The organism is Pseudoalteromonas sp. LC2018020214 (assembly GCF_016598755.1).
GTDB lineage: Bacteria > Pseudomonadota > Gammaproteobacteria > Enterobacterales > Alteromonadaceae > Pseudoalteromonas > Pseudoalteromonas distincta.
In genome coordinates, this window is the sequence record NZ_CP066804.1 from 1,791,561 (window position 1) to 1,805,176 (window position 13,616).

General features: G+C 39.4%; 11 protein-coding genes. 2 read left to right on the forward strand and 9 right to left on the reverse strand.

The window, feature by feature from the left end:
* Positions 1 to 8 precede the first annotated feature (8 nt).
* Genes JG479_RS07920 through JG479_RS07930 form a run of 3 tightly spaced genes read right to left on the reverse strand, consistent with a single transcriptional unit; the run spans position 9 to position 1,647 of the window.
* The gene (locus tag JG479_RS07920; protein WP_002962521.1) at positions 9 to 581 is read right to left on the reverse strand and encodes a tRNA-(ms[2]io[6]A)-hydroxylase; all 573 of its coding nucleotides are present in this window, start codon (positions 579 to 581) and stop codon (positions 9 to 11) included.
* A gap of 47 nt (positions 582 to 628) precedes the next feature.
* Positions 629 to 1,261: a sulfotransferase gene (locus JG479_RS07925; protein ID WP_200220284.1), complete on the reverse strand. Its 633-nt coding sequence runs from the start codon at positions 1,259 to 1,261 to the stop codon at positions 629 to 631.
* A 14-nt stretch (positions 1,262 to 1,275) separates the two neighbouring features.
* On the reverse strand, positions 1,276 to 1,647 hold the full coding sequence (locus JG479_RS07930; protein WP_002962524.1) for an MAPEG family protein: 372 nt from the start codon (positions 1,645 to 1,647) through the stop codon (positions 1,276 to 1,278).
* A 152-nt stretch (positions 1,648 to 1,799) separates the two neighbouring features.
* Here JG479_RS07930 and JG479_RS07935 point away from each other — a divergent pair, with 152 nt between their 5' ends.
* On the forward strand, positions 1,800 to 3,146 hold the full coding sequence (locus JG479_RS07935) for a DUF2254 domain-containing protein (RefSeq protein ID WP_193226418.1): 1,347 nt from the start codon (positions 1,800 to 1,802) through the stop codon (positions 3,144 to 3,146).
* Between the two features lie 134 nt (positions 3,147 to 3,280).
* Here JG479_RS07935 and JG479_RS07940 read toward each other — a convergent pair whose 3' ends face one another.
* The 3 genes from JG479_RS07940 to ggt form a co-directional block, all read right to left on the reverse strand.
* Positions 3,281 to 4,006, reverse strand: coding sequence for an SIMPL domain-containing protein (locus tag JG479_RS07940; RefSeq protein WP_193226419.1), 726 nt, complete (start codon positions 4,004 to 4,006; stop codon positions 3,281 to 3,283).
* 154 nt (positions 4,007 to 4,160) lie between these two features.
* Positions 4,161 to 5,855, reverse strand: a complete 1,695-nt coding sequence (locus JG479_RS07945; protein ID WP_149592354.1) for an NAD-dependent malic enzyme — start codon at positions 5,853 to 5,855, stop codon at positions 4,161 to 4,163.
* A 142-nt stretch (positions 5,856 to 5,997) separates the two neighbouring features.
* Positions 5,998 to 7,776 (reverse strand): gamma-glutamyltransferase, encoded by a 1,779-nt coding sequence (gene ggt, locus JG479_RS07950; protein ID WP_200220285.1) that lies wholly within the window; start codon positions 7,774 to 7,776, stop codon positions 5,998 to 6,000.
* 97 nt (positions 7,777 to 7,873) lie between these two features.
* Between ggt and rrtA the strand changes: the two genes are divergently transcribed.
* On the forward strand, positions 7,874 to 8,470 hold the full coding sequence (gene rrtA, locus JG479_RS07955; protein ID WP_200220286.1) for a rhombosortase: 597 nt from the start codon (positions 7,874 to 7,876) through the stop codon (positions 8,468 to 8,470).
* Between the two features lie 81 nt (positions 8,471 to 8,551).
* Here rrtA and JG479_RS07960 read toward each other — a convergent pair whose 3' ends face one another.
* From JG479_RS07960 to JG479_RS07970, 3 genes are all read right to left on the reverse strand, one after another.
* On the reverse strand, positions 8,552 to 11,056 hold the full coding sequence (locus tag JG479_RS07960) for a S9 family peptidase (RefSeq protein ID WP_200220287.1): 2,505 nt from the start codon (positions 11,054 to 11,056) through the stop codon (positions 8,552 to 8,554).
* 132 nt (positions 11,057 to 11,188) lie between these two features.
* Entirely contained in the window at positions 11,189 to 12,352 is a 1,164-nt protein-coding gene (locus tag JG479_RS07965; protein ID WP_200220288.1) for an endonuclease/exonuclease/phosphatase family protein, read from the reverse strand.
* A 112-nt stretch (positions 12,353 to 12,464) separates the two neighbouring features.
* The gene (locus tag JG479_RS07970; RefSeq protein ID WP_200220289.1) at positions 12,465 to 13,616 is read right to left on the reverse strand and encodes a 5-(carboxyamino)imidazole ribonucleotide synthase; all 1,152 of its coding nucleotides are present in this window, start codon (positions 13,614 to 13,616) and stop codon (positions 12,465 to 12,467) included.

Sequence of the window (13,616 nt, forward strand, 5' to 3'; positions counted from 1 at the left end):
AGTTTTATTTAATGCAAAGCAGCTGTAAATGGGATGCTTTCACAGATTTTAGCTTCTGCTATAAGTAACTCTTCTAGGCGAGTATCTACTTCTTCTTTATCAAAGTATTCGTAAGCAAGCTCTACAAAAAGGTTTTTATGTTTTTCTTCTGACTTGGCAATCGCAACATAAAAGTCTTTTTCTTTACCCTCAGGAAGTGCTTGTGCAACTAAAGAAAAACGCTCGTGACCACGTGCCTCAATTACACCACCAACCAGTAATCGGTCCATTAAAAAACCATCACGACCATGTCTAAACAGTGCACGTATTTGTTTTATGTACGGATCTTTTTTGTCGTCACCTAAATTTACATCGCGCTCTAAAAGTAACTTAAGCACTTGTTTAAAGTGTATTAATTCTTCTAATGCTAAGTCGGTCATGGCTTTTACTAATTTACGTTTGTCTGGGTAATGCGAAAGCATAGACATAGCCATACCCGATGCTTTTTTTTCTGCAGCGGCATGGTCTTGTAAAAAAGTATTAAAGTCAGCAAGGACAACTTCGGTCCATTCAAATGGGGTGTGGTATTTTAATTCAAACATGTTCTGTACAACTTAAATAATAATGCGGGGATTTTAACGTATTTGATTTAAAAAATCTTGTAAGGCAGTAATTTATCTATGCGCCCTTTAGCGGTGGATTCAACTTTTAACGGGTGTTTAATATCGTTCCACGCGGTAACTTTGCCGCCCATATTCATTTTTTCAAAATCAGTTTTATCACTTTTTAATGCTAAAAAATCGCATAGCTTTTTGTAGCTATCGGGCTTTGCTATATCAATGGATAAAAAATCGTTGTCACGGTTATTAAAGTACGTGTGAGCATCGTTAAAATGTGTTTTATAGCAGTGAGCTAAGTAACTATCGTCGCTAATATTATCAAGCGAAAGCTCACTAAACGTATTTAAATAACAGCGCTTTATATGAATATTAAAGCCCCCGTCGCCGCGCGTTAAATTAGTGTGCATACGCGTTAAAAGCTGTTTTATTGAAGGCAGCCATGCATCAAGTTCGCGCTCTAAATAAATAAACTTAGAGTCTGGGTAATGAATATCAAGCGCTTTAAAATCGTTAAATATGGGAGTGTCGGCAATCGCACTGGCATTTTCAAAACAGGCATTAGTATACGCGGTATGCGCTGTTGTAATGCCAAGTTCTAAAAATGCATGGCACACACTAGTTGTGCCGGTACGTGGTAAACCTATTATAAATATTTTGCTCATTAACTTTTCTTTAATTAGCCGCGTGTTACTAGTAATACAAAGGCGCTGATAATCATGACTAAAAATGTAGTAATAGTACCAATTTGGCGATATTTAAGGCTTTTTTCTACGATGCCTAAATTTTGAAACACACGCCCTACTAATAACGCGCCACCTAATATATGGCAGTAATGGCTAGCAAGCCCTTGGTACTCTGCTAAAAAAAGCAAAATTAGAGCAAATGGCACGTATTCCATAAAATTTGCGTGGGCACGCACAGCACGTTGTAGCGTTGCATTACCGTTATCACCAAGTGATATTTGCTCCGCACGGCGCACTTTTATTACGTTAAAGCTTAAATAAATGTAAAAGAATGCGAGTAATGCAGCATAAGTTGAAATGATCACGGCGTTTTCCTGTTATTTTTATCGCATAAATATGCGCTCTATTATTGTGCGCGTGATAATAACACATAAATTTGAGCAGCATTATCAGAAGTTTAATAATTGCCTATGCTAAGCTAGAGGTATTAAGTTAGTAGAAAATACATAAGGATTTTATGTTTGTACCTCGTAAAGTAGCCGACAGTTACCGTGAAATGATTAACAGTATTGGCTTTTACCCTTCGATGCTTTCAGTGGGCTTTTTAGTATTTGCCATTATTACTATGTCGGTTGAATATTTAGCACCTGTTGAGCAGCTCAAGTCATTTATATCGGTTGTACTTGTAGATAGCGCCGAAAACGCGCGGACTATTTTAAGCACTTTAGCGGGGAGTATTATTTCGCTTACCGTGTTTAGTTTTTCGATGGTAATGGTGGTTTTAAATTCGGCCAGTGCGAGTTTATCGCCCCGCGTAGTGCCAGGGCTTATTACGCGTAAATCACACCAAATGGTTTTGGGCTTTTATTTAGGCAGCATAATTTACTCTATTATTATGCTTATAAATATTAATAAGCTTGATGGTGGCAGTACGGCAATTCCTTCAATAGGTGTGTTGTTTGCACTTATTTTTGGATTGATTTCATTAGGTTTGTTTGTATTTTTTATACATTCAATCTCACGTGCTATTCAAGTTGATAACGTGTTAAATGGGTTGTTTAGCCAAACTAAAAACGAAATTAAAACAATAATACAAAGACAACAAGAGAACCCAGTTGAAGACTTTCCAGACTTTAGCAAATGGCATTCGGTTAGCAGTAAAACAGAAGGATATTACAAAGGCGTACATACCGATAAGCTGTGTGCCATTTTGGCAGAGCAAGATATAAAAGTGTATATCTCTGTTAACCAAGGCTATTTTACAGTTAAAGGTTACCCGTTTTTAAAATGTAATAAAGATATAGCAAACGATGAAGAGCTGATAAATAAAATTCTCGACTGCTTTATTTTTTATATAGAAGAGTACATCAGCGATCATTATCGTTATGGGTTGACGCAAATATCAGAAATTGCGGTTAAAGCAATGAGCCCGGGCATAAACGATCCAGGTACTGCGGTTAAATCAATTGATATGCTGAGCATTTTACTTATTCAACGGCTTTCAATTAACGATATTAACTACTCGTTTAAGCACAGTGACAATGCCCCATTGCTATACCTTCATGAAACAAGCTTTGATGAGTTATTACACGACAACTTTACGCCGCTTCGTAATTACGCAAAAGGCGATGCATACGTAATGACAAACGTGCTTGAGGCATTCAAAAATATTTTGTTTGTAGCCCATAAAGATACCGATGCACGCAACAGTTTATTTAATTATTTAAATGCAATTGTTGATGACATAAATGAACATGTAACTAATGAATACGACAGACGCGAAGTAACTAATATGCTTAACTCAATAGCGCGTATTAGCCAAGAGCAAGGTGAGAAGTTGGTGGCACGTTTTGGGCACCACTAGGGCGTGTTGAATTATTTGGATTGAAATTTGTTCAATCTAGGGGCGATTAAATCGCGGCGCGAGGTTTGTAACCTAGTGGGCTAAGTAAAAACCGAGCAACATAGAGTTAATCGTCCCTAGGAAGAACCTATATTTTAATCTATGTAGTACACAGCATAGCTTGAGGCAGTAACTTTAATCTCTCCAGCATGGTAGGCATCAGGTACATAGTTACTTGGTGCGCTATCAGCCATCATTACTTTTTCTGCGCGCATGTACGGCTGCGACTGCACATTAAGTGGACTTAGTGATGCGCTGTACAATCCTTTTAAGTCAACGCCATAATCGTCACTAAACTCTTTTGCAGCATCCCGTGCGTCTTTAATTGCTAACTTTTGCGCTTTTTTATGCAGCTCGTTATAGTTACTTGCTAAAAATTGCGTTTGATTAATTTCGTTAATACCGTTGTTAACTAAGCTTTGTAGTAACTCTGGGTATTTATTTATATCACTGAGTTTTACTGTTAACGTACGAGAAACCTTAAAGCCTTTAAATTCTTGATTACCGGTAGTGCGGTTGTATTGGCTATCACGGTTTATTGAAATTTGCCCTGCGTTTATATCTCCCTCTTTAACACCAATCTCTTTTACGAGCTTAATTGCCTTGGCGATAGTTAAGTCGGTTTTATTTTTAGCAGCAATTAAGTCTTTATCAACTTCGGTAATACCTACACTTAGCTGTACGTAATCCGGCATTGTAGTAAGAGTCGCTTCGCCCTTAACATAAATATGAGGAGCATCGGGAGTCGCTGCCGCAAGTGCATCAAAGCTAAGTACGTTTAAAGCCAGTGCACTACCTAAAACAAGAGTCAGTGTTTTCATTAAGTCGATCCTTTAATTATGTAAAAGCAAGTAAACACCGTACGTGGTTAATTAAATATGAACAAGCACAAAAAAACAGGCAATTGCCTGTTTTTTGTTAAGCGTTGTAACTATGCCTACAACGTTATTTATTTTTAATTACGTATAAACCTAATTAAACACTACAACGTTTATAGTTACGGTATTTTGGTAACCAGTAATTTTTGTCGATTGCTGCCCATAACGCATCATCCGTAATCTCAAGAGCAACGCCCTCTTCGATTGCTTTTTTAGCAATGGCAAATGCAATACGCTTACTTAGCGTTTCAATTTCAGTCAGGGCTGGTAATAAACTGCCTTTACCTGTGTTGGCACGCGGCGACGACTCTGCAAGCATTTCGCTAGACACACTTAACATAGCATCTGTAATGCGCGTCGCTTTAGCGGCAATAACACCTAAACCAATACCCGGGAAAATATAACTGTTGTTACATTGTGGGATTGGGAACGTCTCGCCATTGTACTCAACAGGATCAAATGGGCTACCTGTGGCAACAAGTGCTTTACCGTCAGTCCACTTAATCACATCAGCAGGATGCGCTTCTACTTGCTTAGATGGATTACTTAATGGGAAAATAATTGGCTGTTCACAACCGGCATGCATAGCGCGTATTACTTGTTCTGTAAATAAGCCAGGTTGACCAGAAACACCAATCAAAATGTCAGGCTCAGCACAGTGCATAACATCAAGCAGTGATGCGTACTCGCCGCTGTATGTCCAATCACTTAAAGAGCCTTTAGGTTGTGCAAGTGCTTGTTGGAAATCGCGTAAGCCTTCCATACCCTCTGAAAGCAAACCAAAACGGTCAACCATAAATACTTGGCTACGCGCTTGAGCTTCTGAAATACCTTCAAAAACCATTTGGCTAATAATTTGCTCAGCAATACCACAACCAGCAGAGCCTGCGCCCACAAACACTACTTTTTGTTGGCTTAGGGTTGAATTTTTAACGCGACACGCAGCAAGTAAAGAACCGACTGTTACAGCCGCAGTACCTTGAATGTCATCGTTAAAACTACAAATTTCATTGCGGTAGCGCTTAAGTAATGGCATTGCATTTGGCTGTGCAAAATCTTCAAACTGAAGTAATACATTCGGCCAGCGACGTTTAACCGCTTTAATGAATAAATCTAAAAACTCATCGTATTCGTCTTGAGCAATACGCTTATGGCGTGCGCCCATGTACATAGGATCGTTTAAAAGCTTTTCGTTATTAGTACCCACATCAAGCATTACAGGCAATGTGTATGCTGGGCTTATACCACCACACGCAGTGTAAAGTGACAATTTACCAATTGGAATACCCATGCCACCAATACCCTGATCGCCTAGGCCTAAAATACGCTCGCCATCGGTTACAACAATAACTTTTACTTTACCTTTGGTAGCGTTGCGTAAAATGTCGTCAATTTGGTAACGATCTTCATACGAAATAAATAAACCACGTGCGCTGCGATAAATGTCTGAGAATTTTTCACAAGCATCGCCCACTGTCGGTGTGTAAATGATTGGCATCATTTCTTCAAGGTGGTCACGTACTAAACGGTAGTAAAGTGTTTCGTTGTTATCTTGAATCGCACGTAAGTAAATATGCTTATTAAGGTTGTCGGTAAAGCTAGAATACTGCTGATAACAACGCTCAACTTGCTCTTCTATTGTTTCAAAGCGAGGAGGAAGTAAACCAGCAAGATTGAAATTTTCGCGTTCTTTTTTACTAAAGGCGCTGCCTTTATTTAATAGCGGTGTTTCAATTAGGCCAGGGCCAGAATGATGAATATATAAGTAGTTAGGATCAGTATTAGTTGTCATATTTCCAGGCTTTAACGGAGTCTTAAGTTATGATCTGTCATTATCAGTGTTAGAGGTTTAATTGCAACGACAATTAAGCTAGTCAGACCATTGAGAGAAAATACATGCGGGCTTCACTGCCCGCATGTATATTATACATAATTTAAAATTTGATAGTGGCGTTATTATCAGTTAAATCAGATAACGCAACACCTTCACGGCGCGGATCAGCGCCACCATATAAGGTATTATTTTTAACTTCAACTGCGTGTAAGCCTGAGTTTAAATCAATAATACGTACATTGTGGCCGCGTTTGGTAAGTGCAGGCGCAATGGCTTCTATGGCTGTGCCTTTTTCAAGGCTGGTATAATCGTTACGATTTGTTGTACGCGGTAAGTTAATGGCGTCTTGCGCTGATAAATTCCAGTCAATAACACCCACAACAACTTGTGCAACGTAATCAATGATACGGCTACCACCAGGTGAGCCTACAATTAAGCGTAAGCTACCATCTTTATTAAATACCATTACCGGTGACATAGAGCTACGCGGGCGTTTTCCGGCCTCTACACGGTTTGCTACAAGCTTGCCATTTTTACGTGGCGATAACGAAAAGTCAGTTAATTGGTTATTTAAAATAAAGCCATTAACCATAACCGTAGAGCCAAACGCCATTTCAATTGAACTGGTCATCGAAACGGCATTACCTTTACTATCTACAATAGATACATGTGAGGTAGAAGGTAATTCGTATGAATCATCCATTGCATAACTTAAGTACCCTACAGGATTACCAGCTACCGCTTTTTGGTCTGTTTCGGTAATTAATTTAGCGCGTGAGGCCATATAATCTTTGTTTAGGAGCTCTTGTGTAGGTACTTGAGTAAAATCGGGATCGCCCATGTACATATCGCGATCGGCAAATGCAATACGCGAAGCTTGGCTAAAGTAATGAATCGCCTTTTCGCCGTTTGGCTTAAGTGCGCTCATATCTTTATGTTCAAGCAAGCCAAGCATTTGTAGTACTGCTACGCCGCCACTACTTGGTGGTGCCATAGAACACACGTTATAAGCACGGTATTGAATACATACCGCATCGCGTTCTTTACTTTTGTAATCTGCTAAATCTTGCACACTTAATTTACCAGGGGCAATTTTAGAGTGTTGTACCGCATTAACCATTTGTTTTGCATTTTCGCCTTTGTAAAATGCATCAATGCCCTGCTTGGCAATGTCTTTGTACAAATCAGCAAGTGGTTGATTCTTTTTAACGCTACCTACTTCAATTAATTTACCATTTGGGTAAAAGTATTCGTTAATAATCGGCATACTCAACACGCCTGGGTTTAACTGGCGGGCTAATAAGCCATGTAAACGCGGCGAAACTACAAAGCCTTGCTCTGCAAGTTCAATAGCAGGTTTAAAAAGCGCTTCCCACGGTAATGTACCGTATTGTTTATGTGCGCTTGCAAAGGCATGTAAAATACCGGGTACACCAACAGAGCGTCCACCTACTACGGCTTCAATCCATTTAACGGCTTTACCGTGTTTATCTAAAAACAGCGTTTCGTCTGCATTTGCAGGTGCAGTTTCGCGGCCATCAAAACTAGTCAATTTATTGTTAGCTTTGTTGTAATACATCATAAATGTACCACCGCCAATACCTGAGGATTGCGGTTCAACTAAAGTAAGCACTAGTTGAGTAGCAATCGCAGCATCTACGGCACTGCCGCCTTGGGCTAAAATTTGCTGACCGGCTTTTGAGGCATATGGATTTGCCGCAGCTACCATGTATTTATCACCTTGCACCACTTTTTTATGGATTAATCCGGTAGCAGCTTCAGGTTCGCGAGTTTCAATTTGAGTTGTTTGCTGTGCTAATGAAGGCAGTGATACTGCGCACAGTCCAATGGCAAATAATGAGTTAAGTTTAAAATGCATAAAAATACTAAAAACACTTAATTACGTAGTTGTATTTGGCATCTTAAAGTTAAACAGGCACAATATGCAAAAATTTTGACTAAAAAAATATAATAAAATGCTTAATTTACCTATTCAACCTCGTTATATATCACCGCCTATTATTTTGCTGCTTTTTAGTACCATTTTTGCTGCATTTGATTTAAATAGTTTACTTGAATTTAACCGAAGCCTAATTGATGATGGCGAACTGTGGCGAATCTTTTCTAGCCAATTTGTTCATGCTAATTGGGCTCATTTGGGACTAAATGCCAGTGGTGTTTTACTAATATGGTTACTACATGGCGAATACACATCCCCTACTCGCTACGCTTTTAATACAAGTGCGCTAGCACTGTGGTGTGGACTCGGTGTTTATTGGTTTTGCCCAAACATACATATTTACACCGGATTAAGTGCTCTACTGCATGGTGTAATTATTTGGGGCGCAGTTAAAGATATAACCGTAGGGCTTAAGTCGGGTTATTTATTATTTATAGGCGTATGGATTAAAATAGCGTTTGAGCAATTTAGCGGCCCTAATGCTGATATAGGAAAGCTTATTAACTCCACTGTGGCTATTGATGCACATTTAATTGGTGTAATTGGCGGGACTCTGCTTGCCATACCACTGGTTATAGAGCTCTTTAAAAAGAACTTTAAAAAGAAAAAATAAAGTTAGATTTTGTTCAACCCAATAAAAACGCCGCATTAGTTAACTAAACCAATGCGGCGTTTTTGTTTTTATAATTAAAGCTTAAAGCGTTTCTTTAAATAATTTATGAATACGGCGGTATTCGTCTAACCAGCTTGAAGGCTGTACAAAGCCATGCGGTTCAACAGGGAATATAGCTGTTTCAAAGTTTTGTTTTTCAAGCTCTATTAAGCGCTGTACTAAACGCACTGAGTCTTGAAAAAACACGTTATCGTCAACCATTGGGGCATTAATGAGTAAACGTTTGTTTAAGCCCTCAGCGTAATAAATTGGTGAGCTGCGCTCATACGCAATCGGGTCAACATCAGGATGGTTTAGTATATTAGCAGTGTACCCCGTGTTGTAATGTGCCCAATCGGTAACAGGTCTAAGTGCCGCACCCGATTGAAATAACTCAGGCGCGGTAAACAATGCCATAAAGGTCATAAAGCCGCCGTAAGAGCCACCATAAGTGCCGACTGCTTTGGTATCAACGTTGGCATTTTGCGCCATCCATTTAACGCCATCGGCTAAATCTTGTGTTTCAGGCGTTCCCATTTGACGATAAATCGCGGTGCGCCAATCACGCCCGTAACCTTTAGATGCGCGGTAATCCATATCCATTACTATGTAACCTTCATCAGCGAGCAATGAATGAAACATAAATTCACGAAAATAAACCGAAAATCCCATATGTGAGTTTTGTAAGTAACCCGCGCCGTGGTTAAAAATAACTGCTTTGCGATTTTTACCTACTTCACCTTCTACATAATCAGCTGGGTAGTACACTTTTGCGTATATTGGTTGTTCGGTATGGCTAGATGGGACAGCAACAATTTTAGGGGCTGTTAGCTTTTTAGCTAAAAACTCATCCGACACTGTATGAGTTAAGCGCGTTGCTTTTGTATTGGCTTGTGCGTCAGCTACATAAAGCTCATTAGGCATCGTAATTGTAGAGTGCTTAAGGAGTAACTTAGTTTCATCTGGGCTTAACGTGTAATCAGTCATGCCGTTTAAGTCAGTAACTTGCTCACTCTTACCAGTTTGCGGGTTAACACGGTAAATTTCGTACAGACCTGGGTGTTCAACATTCGCTTTATAATAAATTGCGCTGTTGTCACTGGTAAGCGTTAAGTTAGAAACTTCAAATTGGCCTTGTGTTAGCGCGGTTGCTTTGCCGTTAATTGGTTTTTTATAAAGCTGGCTGTAACCCGACTCTTCCGATAGGTAATAAAGCGAGTTTGAGTTATGTAACCAGCCAAAATCGTTAAACGCATAAGCAATCCATGCATCGTCATGTAGGCGATGTTGCGACACAAGTTTGTTGTTTTTAAAATCTACGGTAGCAAGCCAGCGGTCTTTGTTATCCCATGCTTCGAGCATGATAGCCACTTGCGAGCCGTCATCGTTCCATACTATTGGGCTTTGCTCAAAACCCCAGTCCATAATAAGGTTAATGCCACGAGGCGCCTTTTTAGACTTATATATTTTACCATCACGTGCATAATTTTCTTTTTTAACTGCGGCTAAAACATCTTCGTCAAAGCCCGGTAAGGTATTAAAGCTAAGTGAAGTTTGTTCTTTGTTAGTTAAATTGATGTACACAAGCTTTGAGGTTTCTTCTTTAGCGTCAGCTACACGGCGGCGTGCTTTTTTAGGCTCAATGGTTGCATCATTTGTAATGTAGTTAGGCATAATATCGCCATCACCACGCCAATCTGTTTGCTTTTGTACAACGACTAATAACGCATCACCATTTGGCGAAAGCTGAGCCTCTGCAACTTTATTACCGTCACCTAAGTAGTAAGCCGTATTAGCAATTGAATCGTTTTGTTCATTAATTTGCTCATTACGTGCTTGCTGATCTTTTTTATTTTTTTGTTGAAGCGCCACAAACTTAATCAGTTTATGCTGCTCTTTAGCAATATACGTGCTTGGCTCTTCAATCCCTTTTGGCTCATCAGCAAGTTTCAAGTTAGCAAGCTCAGTGGTTAAGCCTGTTTTTAAATCAACTTTAAAAAAAACATTGCCTTGGCGGTAAACTAAATCGCCATTATTTAAAAATTGTGGTTTAGACTCGTTTGCTGATGTAGCTGTAATTTGCTTAAGTTCACCGGTTTTTAGGTTTTTAACAAACACATTGCCTTTAAACGTGTAAGCCGCCATTGTTTTATTTTTAGAATAAACGGCTTTATTAGAACCCACAGTATGAAGTTTATTAAGAGCTACCTGCTCTGCTGTTTGGCTAGTAACAGATTGGCTAAATAAATTGCGTAGTGTATTACCTTGCTCTTTTTGAGCATAAATAATAGTAGCCGAATCGCTAGCCCAGTAAGCGTTCTCTGGCTGATTGCCCATCCAATCAGGATCGGCCATTGCTTGTTCTAGCGTTATTTTTTGTGAGCCGATATCTGCTGGCGTGTTCACAACCGCAGCAACCTTACTTGCTGGTAAAGCACTTTGCTGTGTTGAAGAGGTGTTAGCGGTAGCGCTACAACCTGCAAGCATAACACTTGAGGCAACAGCTAAGGCCACTAACGTTTTAGATGAAGAAAAATTAAAAATCATAGTGCTTCTATACGGTTATTATAATTAAGCCGTATTTAAGCAGAAGCACTTAAGTTATTGCAATTTTTTAAGATAAATAGCCATTAAACAGGGTAAAGCTCTGTTTACTAGCGCTTCTCTTGTTAATAGGCGTTATTCAATTACCAAATCAAGCCAAACCATGCGGTGATCGCTCGATGCGTTTCTATCTTTAATTAAACGATATTCACTACTCGTTTTAGTAGGCCAAAACACACCACCGTCCCTAATTTTTAAACCATAGTTTGACGGTAAAACGTAATCAACACGGGCTTGCCAATTAGCACTGTAATTTTGTGCATAAGGCACATCATACTGCTCTTTAGCACCTTCGCTTTTTGGAACAAAGCTTGCGTTGATAAGTGGGTTTTTAAGTAATTGGTCGGTGGTATTCGTACGGGCTTTGTCCCCCTCAGGGGCTGCATTTAAATCGCCTAAAATAACAAAACGAGAGTGAGCTTTTAAACCACCCTTTTCGCCTTTATCGTCATAAATATACTTAGCATTTGAAACGTAATCGGCAATTAACCTTACTTCATCGTGGTTACGCTTGCCGTTTCTATCCTCTTCACCGTCAAATACAGGCGGTGTTGGGTGAGATGCAATAACATGAATTGTTTTATCATTTACGCTAATAGGTAAATCCCAAAACGATTTAGAACTGAGTCTAAGTGTTTGCCATTCTTGTGCGTTATACCAGTTTTCACCTGTTTTAGGCATCACAGGCATTTGTGCATTTGGCATGTCTTTATATTTAAAGGTTTGAAGGGTTCTTACTTTATCAAAATTAATTGGGTATTTTGACAAAATAGCCATGCCATAATGCCCTTCAAAAAAGCCAAAGCCTTGTGCATCGCCCATCACGCCATTTTTTTTGCCATCGTTATCTAAATCATACTCGGTAGCTAGGCCTGTATTTACAGGTGCAATATAGGAGTAAGGGTAGTTAATAGCGGCTTGTTTTTGCTGACCTACATTTAAATAATGCTGATTAAAGTATTCAATGCCTTGCGCTTTTGGGATGTAATCAAATTCGTTAAGTAAAATAATATCAGGGCGAACACGCTGAATAATTTCCGCTATGTTCTTAATTTGCTGGTGGTTAGCTTTAAGTGCATTAACTAAAGCATCACTTTTAACTTGCTCACCTTTAGGCGTGTGATTAGTTGCATCCATACTTACATTAAAAGTTGCAACACGAAGAGATTCCGATGCAAATGTATTTAAGCTAAATAATGCAGTAATGGCTAGCACGCCAGATATTGTTTTTAGTTTCATTGTTTTACTTCACAAATTTAAAATTAGACTTTAACAGTATTACATATTCAAAGCCCATTTTTATGACAAAAAAATACCGGCTTAAGCCGGTATTTATATAAAGGTATGATAACTATTCGCTGAGCACTAAATTGGCAGCTGTTTTTAAAATACCAGGATAATCTTGCTCTGGTAGGTACTCTGTAAGTTCACCAAGTTTGTCTGCAAGCTCACCCATATTAACAGCTGATACATTAATATGGCCCATTTTACGACCTGGCTTAGCTGTTTTACCGTACCAATGGCTCGTTACATCAAACGTTTTTAATACTTCACTTGGAATACTTGGTTGGCCTAATACGTTTATCATCGCGGTAATGTGTTTAAGCTCTGTATTACCAAGCGGTAAGCCTGCAACAGCGCGCATGTGGTTTTCAAACTGCGAGCAATGGCAACCTTGTTGCGTCCAATGGCCTGAGTTATGTACGCGCGGTGCAATTTCGTTAACGAGTAACGTGCCATGTACATCAAAAAACTCAATAGCTAACACGCCAACGTAGTTAAGCTCATTTGCTATTTTTGTAAATGCATCGTTTGCTTGAGCTTCAACACTTTGATTATTTTTACCGGCAACAGAAAGCGTTAATACACCATTTGTGTGCTCGTTTTCTGTTAGCGGATAAATAGCAACATTACCGTGTTTATCGCGCGCACCAATAATAGATACTTCACGATCAAACGGGATCATTTTTTCAGCAATAATCGTATGTGGCGCAAGCTCAGTACCTGATGCAATAAAATCAGCCATTTGTGACCAAATTTCGTCTATTTGATCATCCGATTTTAAACGCCATTGGCCTTTTCCATCGTAACCCGCTTGGCATGTTTTAATTACAAGTGGTTTACCTAGAGTTTTAACGGCAAGTTCTAAATGCGCTTTTTCAGTAATTAATTGGTACGGCGCACAAGTTACGTTTGTTTTATCCAGCAATGCCTTTTCAAGCGAGCGGTCGCCACCGGTTTTAATAGCGGCTTTACCTGGGTAAAACTTATTACTGTTACAGCAAAGGGTTAGAACATCATCAGGAATGTGCTCAAACTCTGCAGTAATGGCATCAGCGTTTGATATTGCTTGCTCAAGCGACGTGTTATAAATGTCACCGGTTAGCGGGTGCATAATTTGTTTACTGCCTACATCGTACGCAACAACGTTTAAATTAAGCGGCGCGCCTGCAAGGCTCATCATACGTGCAAGTTGCCCTGCACCTAATATTAAAATATTCAT

Excerpts from the sequence above, each read along its gene's own strand:
- JG479_RS07925 (WP_200220284.1), bottom strand. The coding sequence starts at position 1,261 with ATGAGCAAAATATTTATAATAGGTTTACCACGTACCGGCACAACTAGT.
- JG479_RS07970 (WP_200220289.1), bottom strand. The coding sequence starts at position 13,616 with ATGAATATTTTAATATTAGGTGCAGGGCAACTTGCACGTATGATGAGC.
- ggt (WP_200220285.1), bottom strand. The coding sequence starts at position 7,776 with ATGCATTTTAAACTTAACTCATTATTTGCCATTGGACTGTGCGCAGTA.
- JG479_RS07945 (WP_149592354.1), bottom strand. The coding sequence starts at position 5,855 with ATGACAACTAATACTGATCCTAACTACTTATATATTCATCATTCTGGC.
- JG479_RS07940 (WP_193226419.1), bottom strand. The coding sequence starts at position 4,006 with ATGAAAACACTGACTCTTGTTTTAGGTAGTGCACTGGCTTTAAACGTA.
- JG479_RS07965 (WP_200220288.1), bottom strand. The coding sequence starts at position 12,352 with ATGAAACTAAAAACAATATCTGGCGTGCTAGCCATTACTGCATTATTT.
- rrtA (WP_200220286.1), top strand. The coding sequence starts at position 7,874 with ATGCTTAATTTACCTATTCAACCTCGTTATATATCACCGCCTATTATT.
- JG479_RS07960 (WP_200220287.1), bottom strand. The coding sequence starts at position 11,056 with ATGATTTTTAATTTTTCTTCATCTAAAACGTTAGTGGCCTTAGCTGTT.
- JG479_RS07920 (WP_002962521.1), bottom strand. The coding sequence starts at position 581 with ATGTTTGAATTAAAATACCACACCCCATTTGAATGGACCGAAGTTGTC.
- JG479_RS07935 (WP_193226418.1), top strand. The coding sequence starts at position 1,800 with ATGTTTGTACCTCGTAAAGTAGCCGACAGTTACCGTGAAATGATTAAC.